Annotated in this window: 21 protein-coding genes and 2 pseudogenes; 17 read left to right on the forward strand and 6 right to left on the reverse strand. The window is 46.7% G+C overall.

The window, feature by feature from the left end:
* The first annotated feature begins 71 nt into the window (after nucleotides 1-71).
* Nucleotides 72-323 carry a TIGR03643 family protein gene (locus DEU29_RS03550; RefSeq protein WP_133538880.1) on the forward strand — a complete coding sequence of 84 codons (252 nt, stop codon included), beginning with the start codon at nucleotides 72-74 and terminating at the stop codon, nucleotides 321-323.
* On the opposite strand, the gene DEU29_RS03555 is transcribed toward DEU29_RS03550, so the two are convergent.
* Together DEU29_RS03555 and DEU29_RS03560 are read right to left on the reverse strand one after the other, a co-directional pair.
* On the reverse strand, nucleotides 320-838 hold the full coding sequence (locus tag DEU29_RS03555) for a cytochrome b (protein ID WP_133538881.1): 519 nt from the start codon (nucleotides 836-838) through the stop codon (nucleotides 320-322). The two genes, DEU29_RS03550 and DEU29_RS03555, sit on opposite strands and share 4 nt — an antisense overlap.
* Nucleotides 831-1,802 carry a catalase family peroxidase gene (locus DEU29_RS03560; protein ID WP_133538882.1) on the reverse strand — a complete coding sequence of 324 codons (972 nt, stop codon included), beginning with the start codon at nucleotides 1,800-1,802 and terminating at the stop codon, nucleotides 831-833. The genes DEU29_RS03555 and DEU29_RS03560 overlap by 8 nt, the downstream gene beginning before the upstream one ends.
* Nucleotides 1,803-1,890: 88 nt before the next feature.
* Between DEU29_RS03560 and DEU29_RS03565 the strand changes: the two genes are divergently transcribed.
* The 4 genes from DEU29_RS03565 (at nucleotide 1,891) to DEU29_RS03580 (ending at nucleotide 3,297) form a co-directional block, all read left to right on the forward strand.
* Nucleotides 1,891-2,373, forward strand: a complete 483-nt coding sequence (locus DEU29_RS03565) for a MarR family winged helix-turn-helix transcriptional regulator (protein ID WP_133538883.1) — start codon at nucleotides 1,891-1,893, stop codon at nucleotides 2,371-2,373.
* Nucleotides 2,374-2,463: 90 nt separating this feature from the next.
* The gene (locus DEU29_RS03570; protein WP_133538884.1) at nucleotides 2,464-2,682 is read left to right on the forward strand and encodes a DUF4177 domain-containing protein; all 219 of its coding nucleotides are present in this window, start codon (nucleotides 2,464-2,466) and stop codon (nucleotides 2,680-2,682) included.
* Between the two features lie 5 nt (nucleotides 2,683-2,687).
* On the forward strand, nucleotides 2,688-2,942 hold the full coding sequence (yidD, locus tag DEU29_RS03575) for a membrane protein insertion efficiency factor YidD (protein WP_432206866.1): 255 nt from the start codon (nucleotides 2,688-2,690) through the stop codon (nucleotides 2,940-2,942).
* Nucleotides 2,914-3,297, forward strand: coding sequence for a TM2 domain-containing protein (locus DEU29_RS03580; RefSeq protein ID WP_243734463.1), 384 nt, complete (start codon nucleotides 2,914-2,916; stop codon nucleotides 3,295-3,297). Before yidD ends, DEU29_RS03580 begins: the two co-directional genes overlap by 29 nt.
* A 14-nt stretch (nucleotides 3,298-3,311) precedes the next feature.
* Here DEU29_RS03580 and DEU29_RS03585 read toward each other — a convergent pair whose 3' ends face one another.
* Nucleotides 3,312-3,776 carry a sensor histidine kinase gene (locus DEU29_RS03585; protein ID WP_133538885.1) on the reverse strand — a complete coding sequence of 155 codons (465 nt, stop codon included), beginning with the start codon at nucleotides 3,774-3,776 and terminating at the stop codon, nucleotides 3,312-3,314.
* Nucleotides 3,777-3,940: 164 nt separating this feature from the next.
* Nucleotides 3,941-5,074, reverse strand: a complete 1,134-nt coding sequence (locus tag DEU29_RS03590) for a Fic family protein (RefSeq protein WP_133538886.1) — start codon at nucleotides 5,072-5,074, stop codon at nucleotides 3,941-3,943.
* A 337-nt stretch (nucleotides 5,075-5,411) separates the two neighbouring features.
* Between DEU29_RS03590 and DEU29_RS03595 the strand changes: the two genes are divergently transcribed.
* The 5 genes and pseudogenes from DEU29_RS03595 to DEU29_RS14260 form a co-directional block, all read left to right on the forward strand.
* Nucleotides 5,412-6,287 (forward strand): DNA ligase, encoded by an 876-nt coding sequence (locus DEU29_RS03595; RefSeq protein ID WP_133538887.1) that lies wholly within the window; start codon nucleotides 5,412-5,414, stop codon nucleotides 6,285-6,287.
* Nucleotides 6,288-6,368: 81 nt separating this feature from the next.
* On the forward strand, nucleotides 6,369-6,647 hold the full coding sequence (locus tag DEU29_RS03600) for a type II toxin-antitoxin system RelE/ParE family toxin (RefSeq protein ID WP_088767570.1): 279 nt from the start codon (nucleotides 6,369-6,371) through the stop codon (nucleotides 6,645-6,647).
* A 9-nt stretch (nucleotides 6,648-6,656) separates the two neighbouring features.
* Complete coding sequence (locus tag DEU29_RS03605; protein ID WP_133538888.1) at nucleotides 6,657-6,944, forward strand: HigA family addiction module antitoxin; 288 nt, start codon at nucleotides 6,657-6,659, stop codon at nucleotides 6,942-6,944.
* Nucleotides 6,945-6,965: 21 nt separating this feature from the next.
* Nucleotides 6,966-7,313, forward strand: coding sequence for a VOC family protein (locus DEU29_RS03610; RefSeq protein WP_133538889.1), 348 nt, complete (start codon nucleotides 6,966-6,968; stop codon nucleotides 7,311-7,313).
* Between the two features lie 30 nt (nucleotides 7,314-7,343).
* Nucleotides 7,344-7,646: pseudogene (locus DEU29_RS14260) on the forward strand (CC0125/CC1285 family lipoprotein); the annotation flags it as partial.
* A gap of 12 nt (nucleotides 7,647-7,658) precedes the next feature.
* On the opposite strand, the gene DEU29_RS03615 reads toward DEU29_RS14260, so the two are convergent.
* Nucleotides 7,659-8,984 carry a type II toxin-antitoxin system HipA family toxin gene (locus tag DEU29_RS03615; protein WP_133538890.1) on the reverse strand — a complete coding sequence of 442 codons (1,326 nt, stop codon included), beginning with the start codon at nucleotides 8,982-8,984 and terminating at the stop codon, nucleotides 7,659-7,661.
* Nucleotides 8,981-9,301, reverse strand: a complete 321-nt coding sequence (locus DEU29_RS03620; RefSeq protein WP_114982235.1) for a helix-turn-helix domain-containing protein — start codon at nucleotides 9,299-9,301, stop codon at nucleotides 8,981-8,983. The genes DEU29_RS03615 and DEU29_RS03620 overlap by 4 nt, the downstream gene beginning before the upstream one ends.
* A 170-nt stretch (nucleotides 9,302-9,471) precedes the next feature.
* Here DEU29_RS03620 and DEU29_RS03625 point away from each other — a divergent pair.
* The 7 genes and pseudogenes from DEU29_RS03625 to DEU29_RS03655 all read left to right on the forward strand — a co-directional run.
* Nucleotides 9,472-9,630, forward strand: a pseudogene (locus DEU29_RS03625) (HigA family addiction module antitoxin); the annotation flags it as partial.
* A gap of 94 nt (nucleotides 9,631-9,724) precedes the next feature.
* Nucleotides 9,725-11,308, forward strand: coding sequence for a type I restriction-modification system subunit M (locus DEU29_RS03630; RefSeq protein ID WP_133538891.1), 1,584 nt, complete (start codon nucleotides 9,725-9,727; stop codon nucleotides 11,306-11,308).
* Nucleotides 11,305-12,129 (forward strand): KilA-N domain-containing protein, encoded by an 825-nt coding sequence (locus tag DEU29_RS03635; RefSeq protein WP_133538892.1) that lies wholly within the window; start codon nucleotides 11,305-11,307, stop codon nucleotides 12,127-12,129. The genes DEU29_RS03630 and DEU29_RS03635 overlap by 4 nt, the downstream gene beginning before the upstream one ends.
* Nucleotides 12,126-13,379, forward strand: coding sequence for a restriction endonuclease subunit S (locus DEU29_RS03640; protein ID WP_133538893.1), 1,254 nt, complete (start codon nucleotides 12,126-12,128; stop codon nucleotides 13,377-13,379). Before DEU29_RS03635 ends, DEU29_RS03640 begins: the two co-directional genes overlap by 4 nt.
* 164 nt (nucleotides 13,380-13,543) lie before the next feature.
* Nucleotides 13,544-14,524 carry a RhuM family protein gene (gene rhuM, locus DEU29_RS03645; protein WP_133538894.1) on the forward strand — a complete coding sequence of 327 codons (981 nt, stop codon included), beginning with the start codon at nucleotides 13,544-13,546 and terminating at the stop codon, nucleotides 14,522-14,524.
* A gap of 30 nt (nucleotides 14,525-14,554) precedes the next feature.
* The gene (locus DEU29_RS03650) at nucleotides 14,555-17,653 is read left to right on the forward strand and encodes a type I restriction endonuclease subunit R (RefSeq protein ID WP_133538895.1); all 3,099 of its coding nucleotides are present in this window, start codon (nucleotides 14,555-14,557) and stop codon (nucleotides 17,651-17,653) included.
* 55 nt (nucleotides 17,654-17,708) lie between these two features.
* Nucleotides 17,709-17,939, forward strand: a complete 231-nt coding sequence (locus DEU29_RS03655) for a DUF6429 family protein (protein ID WP_133538896.1) — start codon at nucleotides 17,709-17,711, stop codon at nucleotides 17,937-17,939.
* The last annotated feature ends 62 nt before the right edge of the window (nucleotides 17,940-18,001 follow it).

Here is an 18,001-nt window from a genome sequence, read left to right on the forward strand (position 1 = left end):
ATCGTTTTCTACCGACTTAACGTAAGCTTTTAGGTAGACACTTTGATACAGCATTGATTAACAGGGGACTGATGACATTTACAGAATCCGAACAATCCAGGATTATCGAGATGGCCTGGGAAGACCGCACGCCGTTCGAAGCGATTGAACAACAATTTGGTTTAAGCGAAAAGGAAGTGGTTAAATTTATGCGCGGGCAGTTAAAGCCTGGTAGCTTTCGATTGTGGCGCGCGCGGGTCTCCGGCCGCAATACTAAACACAAAAAGTTACGCCCGGCTGGCGTTGAGCGAGGCTACTGCCCCACTCAATACAAACATCGCTAAAGCATGCTTTTTAAAACATCGTCCTTGCGAATAAAGTGATGATGCAAGGCAGCACCAACATGCATAATAACGAGCGCGATTAAGACGATGGCTAACCAGCCATGCATTTCTCTGAAAATGGCATAACCTTCGATATCGACGCTAAGTGCGGCCGGTAATCGAAACAGCCCGAAAACCTCAACCGGCCGACCTGCCAGATATTGCATTAGATAGCCGGATATCGGCATTAACACCATCAAAGCATAGAGTAACCCATGCGATAATTTTGCAACCGATGCCTGCAAGCGACTCAGGCCTTGCGGTAAGGGCGGCACTGAAAAAGCCAATCGAATGACCAGGCGCACTACCACAAGAACCGCTGCTACCACTCCAAAGCCTTTATGAATAGTCAGCAGGCTCAATTGCCACGGCTCTAAAGACCGCACCATCAGTAAGCCGGCCGCTAGCATCGAGATTAGCAACGCTGCCATTGCCCAGTGCATGATGCGCATCGTTAACGAAAAGCGATTAGTCATTTTGCTGCTCCTCAAACGCACCATTAAATACCTCCACCGCACGGCGCCGGTAAGATTCCGCATAGGCCGCAGAGCGCGCCCGCAGGATAGGATCGCGGGTTGCTTCAATACCATCGGGCAGAACTAACGGGTCGTAGTTAATCTCATGGCAATCACCATTTAATTGCTTCTGCCAGTCATTAATGGCGATCTGCCCCGCTACAATTTGCTCGCGCGATTCAGGCCAGCCAACAGCGGGATCATTTTCATCATCCTCGCTCGTTGCTAACGTGAACACCCAGTCAAAAATCACCGGACCTGAGGTCAATCGTTCTGTTAGCTCGTTCTGTAACGCGTCATCTCCGTCAAAAGATGTATTGGCGACGTTAACCGTTGGTCTCATTGCCCAACGTACAGGCTGCTTGTCGCCATTATCCTTAGTGAGGTAAAACGCGTTGATACTGTGATATTGCTCGGCGGCAAAACTACCACTGGGCTGGTAGTTATCTTTCCAGGCAATGAAGTCAGCACTCTCGGGGTGCTCGGCAAAGAATTCTGCAATCGTGCCACTTTGTATCGCTTTAATCTGCTGGTAAAAGGTATGAGGATCGGAAACCGCCATCACCGGCGGTGTATTCATGGCAATGCGCCACTGCTGCGCTGCACTGGTTGCAAAGCTTAACGCTAAGCTACGCACCGGTGCTTTTAAATCCGGTGCTGATGGGTTATTGCCGGCAATAGAAAATCGGCCCACAAAGGGATGAGCGCCTTTATTAAAAACGGCAGCATTCGAATAATCGGTTAGCGAGCCATTGGAGCGAAACTCACCGGTTACGCAAATACCTTTGGCATGCGCCCGCCTAAAGCCTTCATGAGCATTTTGACCCTGCTGCAGATCAACAAACTGCTGTGCAGTAACTCGCTCGGACTGCTGTGCAAATACTAGCATCGGCAGAGCCAATAATGCGCCAAGGTATTTTTTCATTGTTTAACAGCCTCTCCATAGATTTATCTTGAATTGAAGATAAATACCAGTTTAACTGATATTAGGTTCACCGGAGAGTTAAAAATAAATGCAAGATTTAGAAACGATTCAACAACAATGGGCACATGAGATACCCGATCTGGACACCTCAACCATGGCGTTAATTGGTCGCATGCAAACTATTCATAAGCAGCTGACTGATACCATGAGCAAAACATTTCGTCGTTTTGGCTTAACCGATGCTGGTTTTGACGTTATTGCTACATTGCGACGTTCAGGTTCACCTTACCGGCTGACCCCCAACCAATTACTTGCACAAATGCTGGTGACCTCGGGCAGTATGACCAGTCGCTTGAGCCGGTTACAAAAACAAGGTTGGATTAGCCGCAGCGCTGATCCTGATGATCGCCGTGTCAGCTGGGTACAGCTCACAGAAAAGGGATTTACCCAAAGTGAAGAAGTTTTGCGTGCACACGTTGCTACCCAGCAACAGTTATTGGCGCCGTTAGGTGACGAGCACCGCAAACAGCTCACTGAGCTGCTTAGCGCCTTCGAGAATGTCTTACAATGAAAAGCGCTAATCGCTTATGCATTGGCGTATTGACGCTCTGCGATAACTGCTCTAGCTTATAGAAAACAACAACAAAACAGGAAGTTACCTATGTCAGATTTTAAAGAGTATAAAGTCATTCACGTAGCCGAAGGCGGTTGTGGCACGCTGTTATTAGGGTCCAGTGGACTGCCGCTTAAAAAAATCGAGTCGGTTTTGAATGAAGAAGCCGCCAACGGCTGGCAGATGGTGTTTCAGGTACTTGAACAAAAACGGTTTTGGTTATTCTGGACACGCGAAGCAGCTATCCTGACGCTGGGTCGGCGCTAACCATCATGAAAACCGCCATATTATCGGCTATTCGTTGGTATCAACGTCGTGGCGGTTCACGGCACTTTTTTAATATCGACTGTAATTTTGAGCCCTCGTGTTCGGAGTACACCTATCAGGCGATAACGCATTATGGCGTTCGTCGGGGGCTAAAAATGGGCTGGCGGCGTATTCGCCGCTGTAACAATCCTGATTGTGTACACAAACACTATGATCCCGTGAGGTCTCCCCATGACACTGCCAACAATGCAGGAACTTAGCGATCGCGAAGAGCATCTGCGCGAACAGATTCGGCAACTCAGCGACGAACAACGCAAACACTACTACCGGCTTGAACGGCAACAACTAAAAGATCCGGATACTTACGCCGTACTAAATTACTTTTTTATTGCCGGCTTACACCACTTTTATCTGGGCAGAACTAACCGTGGCCTTATCAACATTGCGCTGATGGTGGTTGGGTTGCTACTGCTGCCGTTATTTGCCCCGTTGGGCGTTATTCTGCTAGTGACCGTGTTTATCGTTGAACTACCGCAGTTGTTTAAATCACAACGCATTGTTTATGCGCATAACCTGGACTTAATGGACGATATTCTGGAGACAGTACGCGAGTGACGCGCACGCGGCCATTACCAGGCAAGCCGCGCGGATACGCGCGTCTCTTCAATATTCAGTGAAAACGACCAGCCATTGCGCTCACACAGTCGTTCAACGATACCCAGGCCCAAACCATAGCCATGTGAGGACGGAGTATCCGTTGGCGTGTAACGCTCATCGGCGTTGTTGCTCATTTTATTCACTATTAAAAGGTCATGGTCAGTGATAGCAATAGTTACTGCCCCCTGCCCCTCGAACGCATGTTCAAAAGCGTTACGCACCAAGTTATTAACCGCGATAGAAAAAGCCTGTGGGTGACCGACGACACTCGGATACGCCTGCGCATCTATATCAACATCGATATTCTTGCCATTTAGCAAATGGCGCTGTTGTTCGACCGCCTGGTTAACCATTGGCATCACCATAAACTGCTCGTCATCTAAGCCGTCGTCAGTTTCGCGGGCAAGACATAAGAACATTTCAATCGTGGTTTTCATTTCGTGGGTTGCGCGCCGGATTCGATCAAGCACCTTCACGTCAGCCGCAGATAAATCGCGGTGTTCGAGCAGGTCGATGCTGCCAACCGGATTTATCGGATTTTGTTTAGGCAGGTTAGCAAAGGCAATGTGACTAAAAAGTCGCTATTAAGAATTCAGTACTATTAACTATTAATTGCTGGAATGAAGTCTTCCCTCTCAAGCACTTGAATCAAACTTCTCATCAAATAATTATTCATAAAGCTAACGCTGTAAGTTCTACCGTTTGGTTTTAGTGGTCTAATAAAGCCTGCGTCCTTCATTTTAGCAATCAAATGAGTCCGCTGTCGTAACGTTAGGCCATCCAAGGTATCGTCGAGTTCGCCCGCTTTAAATTGCTGCTTTTCAATACCGATGCTGAGCACCCGAGCTTCTTCCTTTGTAAGATACCCACGCTGTTTCGCTAACTCTAGCGTTGGGACAAGGATTTTTCTGTATAGAAACGCAAAGTCGAGTAGCTTGTTTACTTTAGTGACCTCGTGCAAGATCCCTGTTAACACATAGTCACACCAATTAAGTACTGACTCATCTGTCCCTTGGTCAGCATCTGCTAGCCGTTCATAATAGTAGTCTCGATCGTTACAAAAGACTGCCGTTGGGTTCAAAATTTTACCGTCCTTGACATTGAACCCATACTTAATCAGCAATGCATAAGTTAGCAAGCGGACAACTCGACCATTGCCATTTCCAAAGGGATATATCCATGTGAATCGATGGTGCGCTATGGCAGTTTTTAATAAATCATATTTTTCCGAACTTTTCTCATTGATAAAATCCAGTAGCTCATCCATGTACGTTTGCACATTAATTGCTTCTGGTGGCATGTGCGCAGACTGGGATATCTCAACACTCCAAGTTCTGTACGCTCCGGGAGTGCGATCACCCTCCGCTATTAGATCTCCAACAACTAGTGCGTGCAGTTGTCGAATAAAATGATGGGTAATATCGGAGCCCTCTTCTATGGCTTCTTCAATGAAATCCATAGCCGCCTCGACGTTAGCTATCTCAGAAAACCGCTCGGAAGCATGCTCGCTTTTTTCAATCTTCCGCTCAATATATTCCGAAATCGTTGTTCGATTTCCTTCGATCCGAGCCGAACCAACACTCTCAAGTATGTGAAATATTTCCTTCAGTTGAAAAAATATCCACGGCGCTGTGGTCCCATGCAACCGCAGTTTTCTTAGATGATTCAACTCCATCAACGTATCGGTCAACGGAGAATCAAAACTTGGACTCACAACGCGAAGCGGAAACTCCATAAAAGGAACCCTTTATTTACATAAAATTTAAATATAATTATAAAAATCAAAAGCATAGGTAAAAATAATTATTAAACTAATTACATTATAGTCACTTCGTTAACTACATAAAAGTTTTTATAGAAATACAATTAAGCATCAGAGGGCAGTTGTTTGCGGCACCGAAAGGCTTAACGGACCGTCATGAGTGGAAAAGTGCGAGGTTTAGCGACAAGCAGCGACTTTCGTCGGGCTGTATACGACAACACATACTGGAAAGCGACGTTATGACTACTAACATCGTTACTAGCAATTCTCGTAATGTCGCTATAACCAACGAGATTTTATGGAGGCAAGGATGCAAAGGCTCGCCAGGAGTTATCTGCTTTATCTAACCATTATGTGTTTCACGGCGCTTATACCCAATGCTGCAGTTGCGCTACAGGTGTCGACGCAAACCCAGCTGGCAAACGTGTATGAAGAAAATGCTGCCATTCCCGTTAGCAACTACTTAGTCAGCGAAAAGTACGACGGTATCAGAGCAATATGGACAGGCAAGCACTTGCTGACCCGGCAAGGTAACCGAATATATGCGCCCAAATGGTTTACTGCACCACTACCTGACGTCTGGCTTGATGGTGAGTTGTGGACGTCACGCCAGAATTTTGAGGCATTGAGCGCCATAGTCAGAACCCACATTCCGGAACAAGAACGTTGGCGTGAAGTTAACTATATGGTATTTGATATGCCTGATACCGAGCTGCCTTTTGCGCAGCGATACAAAAACTATTCAAGCTTAATTGAACAAATAAACGCTGAGCATATTAAGCCGGTAAAGCAGCAACGGTTTCATTCCAACCATGAGTTAAGCAAACACCTGCAAGCTATGGTTGAAAATGGCGCAGAAGGCCTGATGCTGCACTTAGCAACGGCACCTCATCAGTCTGGCAGGAGCGACGCTTTATTGAAGTTAAAACCCTATTTCGACGATGAGGCCGAGGTTATCGCCCATTTACCGGGCAAAGGCAAATATACCGGTATGCTCGGCGCCTTACGCGTGCGAAATCAACAAGGCATTGAATTTTCTATTGGCACTGGGTTTACAGATGCAGAACGCACTAACCCGCCACCTGTCGGGAGTATCATTACCTACAAGTACCACGGCTACACCAATAATGGCGTGCCGCGCTTTGCCAGTTTTTTGCGAATTAGGGAGGAGCTCGAAGATGAATAACTTTTTAAGCAAGGTGTCCATGCGTAGTATACAGAAACTAGAAAAATTGACACCCGATACGTTACAGAGTACGATTTAGTCGTGATCCGAAACTTCAAGCACAAAGGTTTGGCTAAGTTTTTCAGGTTCGGTAGCACCGCAGGGATTCAGGCCAGCCATGCAAAGAGGCTTCGGCTTATTCTCGGTAGGTTGAATGCGGCATCTGGCACAAAAGATATGGATTTGCCAGGTCTTCGACTTCATGAGCTCTCCGGTAACCGCTCTGGAATTTGGTCAGTGACAGTCAGCGGAAATTGGCGCGTGACCTTCCGATTTGAGGATGGAGATGCCGAGATAGTAAATTATGAAGATTATCACTGAGGTATTCCTATGTTAATGCACAATCCCCCCCACCCCGGTGAAGTTGTACGAGAGCTTTGTCTCGAACCTCTTAGCTTATCTGTAACCGCTGCAGCGGAAGCTTTAGGCGTAAGCCGGAAAACGTTAAGTGCTGTTCTGAACGGCAAGGCTGGTATTAGCCCTGAAATGGCTATCAGGCTCTCAATTGCATTTAATACTTCGGCGGAGAGCTGGCTAAACCAGCAGTCTCAATATGAACTTTGGCATGCCGAGCAACATCGTAAAGAACTCAAGGTTAAGAAGCTCGTTGCCGCATAAAAGCACTAAGCGAGGCTCACAATGAACTCAAGCAAAATTAATTACATTGAACTACCAGCGCAGAACCTTGAAGCAACCAAGCGCTTTTTTCAGCAGGCCTTTGGCTGGGATTTTGTGGACTATGGTCGGGAGTACGCGGCGATTCAAAACGCCGGACTCGATGGTGGGTTTTATCAGTCCGAACTAGTGGCACAAACCGCCACCGGTAGTGCCTTGGTAGTGTTATACAGCAAAAACCTTGAACAAAGTTTAAAAAGCGTTGAAGACGCAGGCGGTAGAGTCATTAAGCCTATATTTGACTTTCCCGGTGGCCGACGCTTTCAATTTACCTGCCCTAGCGGGAATGAATACGCGGTATGGTCAGAATAATAAGACTCCGGCACATAACAAAATGACTATGACTGGTTTACTGTTTCCAGCCGTGAAACTCTGGTCGACAAAGAGCAGAAGCAGAATACATCTCAAGTAGGTTTTACTCGTCGTTACGAGCAAGTTCGCGAATGTGGCATATTGTCGTGCCGCACCACTACCAGGCCATCAACGTCTTATGAAACTGGTGTCTTTGTAGGGGGTAATCGCGACAGCGAAGTCGAAGCCATAATGAGCATTAAGTTCGGTAAAGGTGAGCAACCGGACTCAGAATCAACTTTCGATGCCAGCGAAGTGCATGAAAACCTTAAACCGAAAGCAGAAGGTTCCTAGTAACCAGCCTTATTAGGCAAAATCTTTCAACTTGAGGTGCCTGTCAATTGATTCCACAAGCGCTTTGGGCACCTCATGTTCAGTGGCCAACTCCCGCCACTGATACACCGCGTTTATCACTTCATCAATAATGGCATCTATTTCTTTGCGCTCTATCTTTGGCAACTGAACGTCTGCAAGTGCATAAAAATCGGCGCGGGTATGGCCGCTGCGCTTGCCATTTAACGACATCCAGTGCTGCTCTACCCAAGGGTTTCCGGGCTTAAAGCTAAAGGCAACATCGTAAGCCGGGCTCAACCGCCATTGCTTGCCCTCCAGCATAAAGCCAAAGTTCTTGGAGTGATCATCGTGGTTGGTTGCTACGTGGTTAAATACCATACGGCGGAACAAGTCTATAGCGTCCACCCGTGGCAACCTTAGCTGGCGGGCAACCTGAAACAGCTCTTCATAAGAAAACGCACCAATGTCGTGATAGTTCACGTGCTTAATAGCGGTAAGCGTTTGAATATGCTTTTTCTCATTGCCTATTCTGTCAAAGCGCTTGGTCACAAAATGGCGGCGGTTGCCTTCATCCAGCAGGTGGCATGGCATCATATGAATGCCGGCTTGCGTGGCCATTAAGTAATACACATACTCCATGGCACCGTAACCCATCGGGTCGCCAAAGGTTTGCTGAGAAGGGTCGCGCTCTTTTACGCCGTCAAACTTCAGCAGGTAATGCTCGAACCCTTCGGGCACAAGCCCCTGCCCGGAACGAACCTGGCTGAAGTCCTTATTAAACGCCAATACCGCTTTTGGTCTTGCGCCACCGGCGCTGGTACCAACCGCTAACAAGGCCTGCATCATTTCTTTGTCTGCCGCGTCGTCAAAGTGCGTGCGCTGACGAAAACCCTTTCGTGCATCGAGCACTTCCTGCGCTAATCTCATTAAACTTTCAAGCTCAATGTCTTTGTTTTTGGCGTTGGTTTGATTCTTACGAGCAGGGTGATACTCAAGAGCGCCCATGCCCCGCTCACCGGTATACTGAAGTCGCTCAAGCGGACTCAGGGGCTCGGTGCGATCGGGCTGTTGCGCAACCCATTGATTCAGTACCGCATTACCAAAGTCGTCGGGCAAAGAGTCTGCCAGCATGCCCGGCAGCCCTCTGAAGGTATCCCAATTTAACCCCGGAAAGGAGTAAATTCGTGCCTTCTCAGCAGGCATAGTTAAAGGCGCCAGCGGAATGTCTTTTTCGACAAATTCGGATAAGTACTCGAACCGCGCAGCCGTGTCGCCTTTGTTATAACTTAAGGCACCGACAGGCTCACCTTTGTAGCGAACTTCAATGGTATTAATCACCAGTCCAGCTCCTTGTCATCAGCGGGTTTCACACGCGTTTTACCGCTCGCTCGCTTCTTCTGTTTGGTGCTACTTTTGAGTAGTTGCACAGGAGAAACGCCCTCGTCCGGGAACGCGGCCAGTAAATTGTCGATATGTCCCAAAGCCTGAAGAATAGCGACATAGGTCGGTAAGGTGCTTTTACCACCTTCCGCGGATTTAACCGCATTCAGTGAGACATTAGCTAAGGTCGCTAAGTCCTCCTGAGTTAAATCTTGATTCAACCGATACTGCCTGACTCGCTGACCAATGATGGCTGAAACACGTTCAGAATCCATATAAAGAACCTTAAATAGGCTTTAAACTGATAAATAGAGTGTAGCAGACTATTTAAGAGACGTAATTATATTTATATAAAAGTCTTTATATGGACTGCAAAACCATAAATTAATTATAAAAGCACTTTTAAGGGCTAAAGAAAGTCTAATCCAATACTTCAGAGTAATGCCAAAGTGGTATAAGTCCTGATATGGCACTACGTTTATCAAAAGCATTAGGCAGAAGCCCTGAGAGTTGGCTAGCGATGCAGGATGCATACGACTTATGGCATGCTGAGAAAAATTTAAGCTTAGACACAGTGCAGAAAATTGATCTGACCGTCGCGTAATAATCCAAACAGACTTCAAAATACGTCCACTACCAAGTACTCTAGAGAACTTAGCATAAAAGCTCCACAGTAAAACCAGGGAAATGGACTCAACATGACAAGTACCCAACAGCGCGCCGCACTTCAGCGCCAAATATGGCAAATTGCTAACGACGTTCGTGGCTCAGTCGACGGCTGGGATTTTAAGCAGTATGTACTCGGTACTCTGTTCTATCGCTTCATTAGCGAAAACTTCGCTAACTATATAGAAGGCGGTGACGAAAGCATTACTTACGCAGCGCTCGACGACTCGGTAGTAACGGACGACATTAAAGACGACGCCATTAAAACCAAAGGTTACTTCATATACCCAAGCCAGTTGTTCGAGAACATTGCGAAAACGGCAAACAAAAACGAGAGCCTGAACACCGACCTTGCCAATATTTTTGGTGAAATTGAAAACTCGGCCAATGGCTATGCATCGGAAGACGACATTAAAGGCTTGTTCGCTGACTTTGACACCACCAGCAATCGCTTAGGTAGTACCGTTAAAGATAAAAACCAACGCTTAGCAGCGGTATTAAAAGGTGTAGCAGGTTTGGACTTCGGCAACTTCGAAGACAACCACATAGACCTGTTCGGCGACGCTTACGAGTTTCTTATTTCAAACTACGCAGCCAATGCCGGTAAGTCGGGCGGCGAGTTCTTTACCCCGCAACAGGTGTCGAAGCTAATTGCCCTGCTTGCCATTAACGGCCAGGAACAAGTCAATAAAGTCTATGACCCAGCAGTGGGGTCGGGCTCTTTGCTGATGAAAGCCAGAAAGCACATGGACCCGCACCGCATTCAAGACGGTTATTTCGGGCAGGAAATTAACCACACCACCTACAACCTTGCCCGTATGAACATGTTTTTGCACAACATTAACTACGACAAGTTCAATATCCAGTTGGGGAACACACTGACTGATCCGCATTTTCTTGATGACAAACCGTTTGACGCAATAGTCTCTAACCCACCCTATTCGGTGAAGTGGATTGGTAGTGAAGACCCCACACTGATTAACGACGAACGTTTTGCCCCTGCCGGCGTGTTGGCACCAAAGTCAAAAGCGGACTTTGCCTTTGTGCTGCATGCGCTCAATTACCTGTCGAGTAAGGGCCGGGCTGCTATAGTTTGCTTCCCGGGTATTTTTTATCGCGGTGGTGCCGAGCAGAAAATCCGTAAGTATTTAGTCGATAACAACTACGTTGAAACCGTCGTTTCATTAGCACCGAACTTGTTTTTTGGCACCTCTATTGCCGTGAATATTTTGGTGCTCTCAAAGCATAAACGAGACACCACCACGCAGTTTATTGACGCCAGCGAGTTATTCAAAAAAGAAACCAACAACAACTACCTCACCGATGAGCACATCGAGCAGATTATAAAGGTGTTCGAGACTAAAGAAGATGCTGAACACTTCGCTAAGTCAGTGCCGTATGAACAAGTCGCAGAGAATGACTACAACCTCTCAGTCAGCAGTTATGTAGAACTCAAAGACACTCGTGAAGTTATCGACATTACCGAGATAAACGCAGAGCTGAAAACCACCGTTGCCAAGATTAATCAATTGCGTGCCGATATTGATGCGATTGTGGCGGAGATTGAAGGGACTACACCAAATGGAATTAGCATCGCAGGAGGCGAGCCCAAATGAGCAAAAGTATTGCTGTACTCAACACGGAAGTAAAAATCAAAACAGTCGAACGCGACGACTTTATTTGTCTGACAGATATTGCCAAATCAAAAAACCCTGAACACCCTGATGATCTCATCCGAAACTGGCTTCGCAACCGCAATACGCTTGAGTTCCTGGGTATTTGGGAGCAATTAAATAACCCTAGTTTTAATTCCGTCGAATTCGACGGGATTAAAAGCCAAGCTGGATTAAATAGTTTTGCAATCACCCCCAAGCAATGGATAGCGTCAACTCGAGCTATAGGACTGACATCTAAAGCTGGCCGCTACGGCGGAACCTATGCCCACAAAGACGTGGCGTTTGAATTCGCAGCTTGGGTTTCTGTCGAGTTTAAACTGTACTTAATCAAAGAGTTTCAACGCTTAAAAGAAGACGAGCAGAAACAGCTGGGCTGGGATGTAAAACGCCACCTCACTAAAATTAACTATCACATTCATACCGATGCCGTAAAAGAAAACCTAATCCCTCCGGAGTTAACACCGCAGCAAACCGGTAGCGTCTATGCGTCTGAGGCAGATTTACTCAACATGGCACTGTTTGGCAAAACCGCTAAGCAGTGGCGTGACGAAAACCCCAACAAAGAGGGTAATATTCGTGATTACTCGAACGTTTCACAGCTGGTATGTTTGGCTAATCTTGAAGCCTTAAATGCTCATCTGATTCAGCAAGCTGTACCACAAGCGCAGCGGCTTACCCTGCTCAATAACACCGCCATTCAACAAATGCAGCTGTTGACTGAAGACAAAAGCATGAAGAAGCTCGAAGGAGGTCAGGGATGAGTGACGTTAGCTTTATAGAACGGTTGTTGGATGGGGTTGAGGTGGAGTGGAAGCCGTTTGGAGAAATCGGTGAATTTATTCGTGGTAACGGGCTACAGAAAAAGGATTTTATCGAGAATGGGTTTCCAGCTGTGCATTACGGCCAAATATACACAAAATATGGATTGTTCGCAGAAAAGACGTTCACTTTTGTCTCGGAAGAGTTAGCGGCTAAGTTACGAAAAGCTCGTAAGAATGACTTGTTGTTGGCCACGACATCCGAAAATGATGAGGATGTTGTGAAGCCTTTGGCGTGGCTTGGTCAGGACGTTGCGATTTCTGGCGATATGATGCTTTTCAGGCACGAGCAAAATGTAAAATATCTAGCTTACTTTATTCAAACTGCTACTTTTCAGAACGAAAAGCGAAAGTACATTAGTGGCGCAAAAGTACGTCGAGTATCAAGTAGCAATCTGGCAAAAATCGCGGTTCCAATCCCATGCCCTGAAAACCCAGAAAAGTCGCTGCAAATCCAAGCGGAAATCGTCCGAATTTTGGACGCATTTACCTCCCTTACCGCCGAGCTTACCGCCGAGCTTACCGCACGCAAAAAACAATACAACTACTACCGCGATAAATTGCTCAGCTTTGAAGAGGGCGAGGTGGAGTGGAAGCCTTTGGGGGATATCGCCAGAGTAAGACGGGGCGCATCTCCTAGACCCATATCTAAATATATTACAGAAGATGAAAGTGGCATCCCATGGATCAAGATTGGGGATACGAAGCCTGGAACTAAATTTATAACCAGTACAGCTCAGAGAGTTACAGTTGAAGGCTCAAAAAAATCGCGAGTTCTAAATCCAGGCGATTTTGTAATCTCTAACTCGATGAGTTTTGGTCGCCCATACATTTTAGCAATTCGCGGAGCAATCCATGATGGTTGGGCCGCTATTAGTGACTTTGATGAAATCTTAGATTCAAGTTTTCTTTATCACTTTTTATCGTCGGATATGGTTAGTAATTATTGGGCGTCGAAGATCAATAGTGGCTCAGTTAGTAACCTAAACGCGGATATCATTAAAACCTTATTAGTGCCGGTGCCGAGCATTACAGAACAGAAAGAGATCGCAACTATTTTGGACAAATTCGACACACTGACCAGTTCAATCACCGAGGGCCTCCCACGCGAAATTGAGTTACGGCAAAAGCAGTACGAGTACTATCGTGATTTACTGCTTAGCTTTCCGAAGCCAGATGAGCAGGCGGCTTGATATGTCGATGGCGCTCGGAAATAACAATCTGTTGAGCGTTGCTTACCGAGCGACCGAGACACTTGCTCTCAAAGGAAGTGCGCGGCCAACCGCAACTGATAAGGATTTCTTAGCAGTTCAAGTCGTTAGTCGATTGAATGGCATTCAAGGAAAAGGAATTTCCGATGACCAATAGTATTGAAATTTACCAAGCCGATGACGGTAAACTAGAACTCAACGTTACCCTTGAGAACGAAACGGTTTGGCTCACCCAACTACAAATGGTAGAGCTATTTGGGCGTGATCAGTCAGTGCTATCTCGACATATTCGCAATGTATTCAAGGACGGAGAATTGTCTGAAAAAAGCAATATGCAAAAAATGCATATTGCTGGCTCCGACAAGCCGGTAGCCTTTTACTCCCTAGATGTGATCATTTCCGTAGGTTATCGGGTTAAGTCCCAGCGCGGCGTACAGTTCCGTCAGTGGGCCAACAGAATCCTGAAACAGCATCTCATTGAAGGCTACACGATAAACCAGCGCCGGTTACAAGAGCGAGGTGTTGAGTTCGAGCAAGCGATTGCTTTGCTTTCTCGTACACTGGCTAACCAAGAATTAGTGAGCGATGAAGGTGAAGCTGTGCTTGCGGTCATTAATGATTATGCGCGCAGTTGGAGCCTGTTACAGGGTTATGACGAACAAAGCCTAGCCTCACTAACGAACAAGCAAAATAACATGCTGGCGCTGGAGCTAGACGATGTACTTGTCGCGATTGCCGAACTTAAAAAAACGCTCATTGCAAAAGGTGAGGCGACAGAGCTGTTTGGCCAAGTGCGTGGTGACGGCTTGGCGTCTGCACTGGCTACCATAGAGCAAGGCTTCGCCGACGAATTGTTCTACCCGAACGTTGCAAGCCGTGCTGCACACTTGCTCTACTTTGTCATTAAGAACCATCCGCTTGCCGATGGTAATAAGCGCACCGGGTCATTTTTATTTTTATGGTATTTGCGGGTTAATCAGCACCTATTGGCAAAACCTGTTGAGCAATTGATTAACGACAATACGCTGGTTGCGCTGGCATTATTAGTTGCTGAAAGCTTACCCGACCAGAAAGAACTGATGATTCGATTGGTTGAGCATTTTATTTTATTAAAAACCGATGAATAAAGCGCTGTTGCAGAAAAAGGATACAAAGGAATGACCACCTACAAACCCATAGCCGAGTCAAAACACTTTATCGTTTTAGATAAGTACACCAAGCAATATGAAGTTGCTGAAAGCTACCAAAGCGAGAGTGATTTAGAACGCGAACTGATTCAAGATCTAATGAATCAGGGCTATGAATATGTGCCTGGACTGAATAACCCTACTGCAATGCTTGCCAATGTGCGCGTGCAGTTGCAGACCTTGAACAACGTTGAGTTTTCAGACGGCGAGTGGGCGCGCTTTGTTGAGACGTATCTCGACAGACCCAGTGACAGCATCACCGACAAAACGCGCAAAATTCATGACGATTACATTGAAGATTTCGTTTTTGATGATGGTCGCATTCAAAACATCTACCTGGTTGATAAAAACAATATTGCACGTAACAAGGTGCAGGTGATCAAGCAGTTTGAGCAGACTGGTTCGCACGCCAATCGTTATGACGTGACCATTTTGGTGAACGGCCTGCCGCTGGTTCAGGTTGAGCTGAAAAAGCGCGGTGTGGCGATTCGCGAAGCCTTTAACCAAGTGCACCGCTACAGCAAAGAAAGCTTTAACGCCGAGAGCTCGCTGTTTAAATATTTGCAGCTGTTTATTATTTCCAACGGTACTGACACGCGCTATTTCGCCAACACCGTTAAACGCAACAAGAACACCTTCGATTTCACCATGAACTGGGCGAAGTCCGACAACGGCTTGATTAAAGATCTCAAAGACTTTACTGCGACCTTCTTTCAAAAAGAGACCCTGCTCAAAGTATTACTGCACTTCTCAGTGTTTGATGTCAGCGATACCCTTCTAGTGATGCGGCCTTACCAAATTGCCGCCACAGAACGCATTTTGTGGAAGATTAAGAGTGCGTTTCAGGCCAAGCAATGGAGCTCAACCGATGCGGGCGGCTATATCTGGCACACCACGGGCTCGGGGAAAACGCTCACCAGCTTTAAAGCGGCGCGCTTGGCGACCGAGCTCGACTTTGTCGACAAAGTGTTCTTTGTGGTCGACCGTAAAGACCTCGATTACCAGACCATGAAGGAATATCAGCGCTTCTCGCCCGATAGCGTAAACGGCTCGGACAGCACCGCTGGCCTTAAGCGCAATTTGAGTAAAGATGACAACAAAATTATTGTCACCACTATTCAAAAACTGAATAACTTGATGAAAACCGAGCGTGATTTGCCGGTTTATCGTCAGCAGGTTGTGTTTATTTTTGATGAATGCCACCGCAGCCAGTTTGGTGAAGCACAGAAAAACTTACAGAAGAAGTTTAAACGCTATTATCAGTTTGGTTTTACCGGAACGCCGATATTCCCTCAGAACGCATTAGGTGCTGAAACCACCGCCAGTGTGTTTGGTCGTGAGCTTCACTCGTATGTGATAACTGACGCCATTCGTGACGAAAAAGTCCTGAAGTTCAAAGTAGACTACAACGACGTACGCCCGCAGTTCCGTGAAATTGAAACCGAGCAGGACGAGAAAAAACTCAGCGCCGCGGAAAACAAGCAAGCATTACTGCACCCGGAGCGTATACGCGAGATAACGCAGTACATACTGAAGCATTTCCGCCAGAAAACGCATCGCAGGGGAGCTGGTGGCCGAGGTTTTAACGCAATGTTCGCGGTCAGCAGTGTTGATGCTGCAAAAGCCTATTACGAGGCGTTTCAGCAGCTGCAACAAGATGCAGAGCGGCCATTACGTGTGGCGACTATTTTCTCGTTTGCGGCGAATGAAGAGCAAGACGCTATTGGCGAAATTCCGGACGAGAGCTTCGAAGTGTCTGCCTTGAACAGCAGCGGCAAAGAGTTTTTAAGCGCTGCTATTGCTGATTACAACGCCATGTTTAAGGTGAACCATGGCGTCGACAGTAAAGGCTTCCAGAACTACTATCGCGACTTAGCCAAGCGCGTTAAAAGCCAGGAAATTGATTTGCTGATTGTGGTGGGTATGTTCCTCACCGGGTTTGATGCGCCGACATTGAACACCCTGTTTGTGGATAAGAACCTACGCTACCACGGACTTATCCAAGCTTATTCGCGCACCAACCGCATTTACGATGCCACCAAGACTTTCGGCAATATTGTCACCTTCCGCGACCTGGAAAAGTCAACAGTTGATGCCATCACCTTGTTTGGTGACAAAAACACCAAGAATGTGGTGCTCGAAAAGAGCTACAAAGAGTACATGGAAGGCTTTACCGACCTGGTTACCGGCCAAGCACGACGTGGTTTTATGGAAGTCGTGTCCGAGCTTGAACAGCGCTTTCCGGATCCAGATGACATTGAACGAGAGAAGGACAAGAAAGACTTCGCCAAGTTATTTGGCGAGTATTTGCGTGTTGAAAATATTCTGCAAAACTACGATGAATTTGCCAGCTTAAAAGCTCTGCAGAAAATCGATACCAGCGATGATGATGCCGTTGAAGCGTTCAAGGTTGAGCATCATTTAAGCGACGACGATATTGCAACGTTGCAAACCATTCGCATACCGCCTGAACGAAGAGTACAGGATTATCGTTCGACCTATAACGATATTCGCGACTGGATCCGCCGTGAAAGATCAGCCGAAAACCAAGCGCAGTCATCTATCGACTGGGACGATATCGAATTTGAAGTCGACTTGCTGAAGTCGCAGGAAATAAACCTCGACTATATTCTTGAGCTGATATTTGAGCAGAATAGGAGAAACAAAAGCAAAGACGACTTAATAGAAGAAGTTCGCCGCCTAATTCGCGCCAGCCTTGGCAACCGGGCCAAAGAAAGTCTGGTGGTTAAATTTATTAACCAAACCGAGCTTGATGAAATACCGGAAAAATCAGAAATTATCGACGACTTCTACAAATTCGCCCAAGCCGAACAGCTACGTGAAGCCGAAGAACTCATTCGCTCGGAGAACCTCAACGAATACGCCGCCAAGCGCTATATCGCCGCCTCATTACGTCGCGAATACGCCAGCGAAAACGGCACCGAGCTGAACTCAACACTGCCGAAACTAAGCCCGCTAAACCCGGAATACCGAACCAAGAAGCAAACTGTGTTTCAGAAGATTTCGGCGTTTGTAGAGAAGTTTAAAGGGGTTGGTGGGCAGGTTTAGTATTTTGCGGTAGTCAGGTCGTCGCGTAGTTTTAAATAACCACAGGATAAAAACTATGAAAGTTGATGAAGACAAAGTCGATGAGGCCGTGCTTGCTTTGCTACAGCTGACTTTGCACGATGGTTGTCGGTCGTGGAAGTCCTTCGATTGGGATGTTATGAATAGGCTCCATGAAAAGGGTCTTATTGGGAATCCAGTTGGTAAAAGTAAGTCTGTCCTGCTCACAGAGGATGGTCTGAAAGAGTCAGAGCGCCTGTTCAAGAAATTTTTCGCTAAGCACGATTAAGTCTCGGAAGTCGGCAATCAATACAAAAAGCCCTCTAACCAGAGGGCTTTCGAATAACCAAA

The organism is Idiomarina aquatica (genome assembly GCF_004362895.1).
Taxonomy (GTDB): Bacteria; Pseudomonadota; Gammaproteobacteria; order Enterobacterales; family Alteromonadaceae; genus Idiomarina.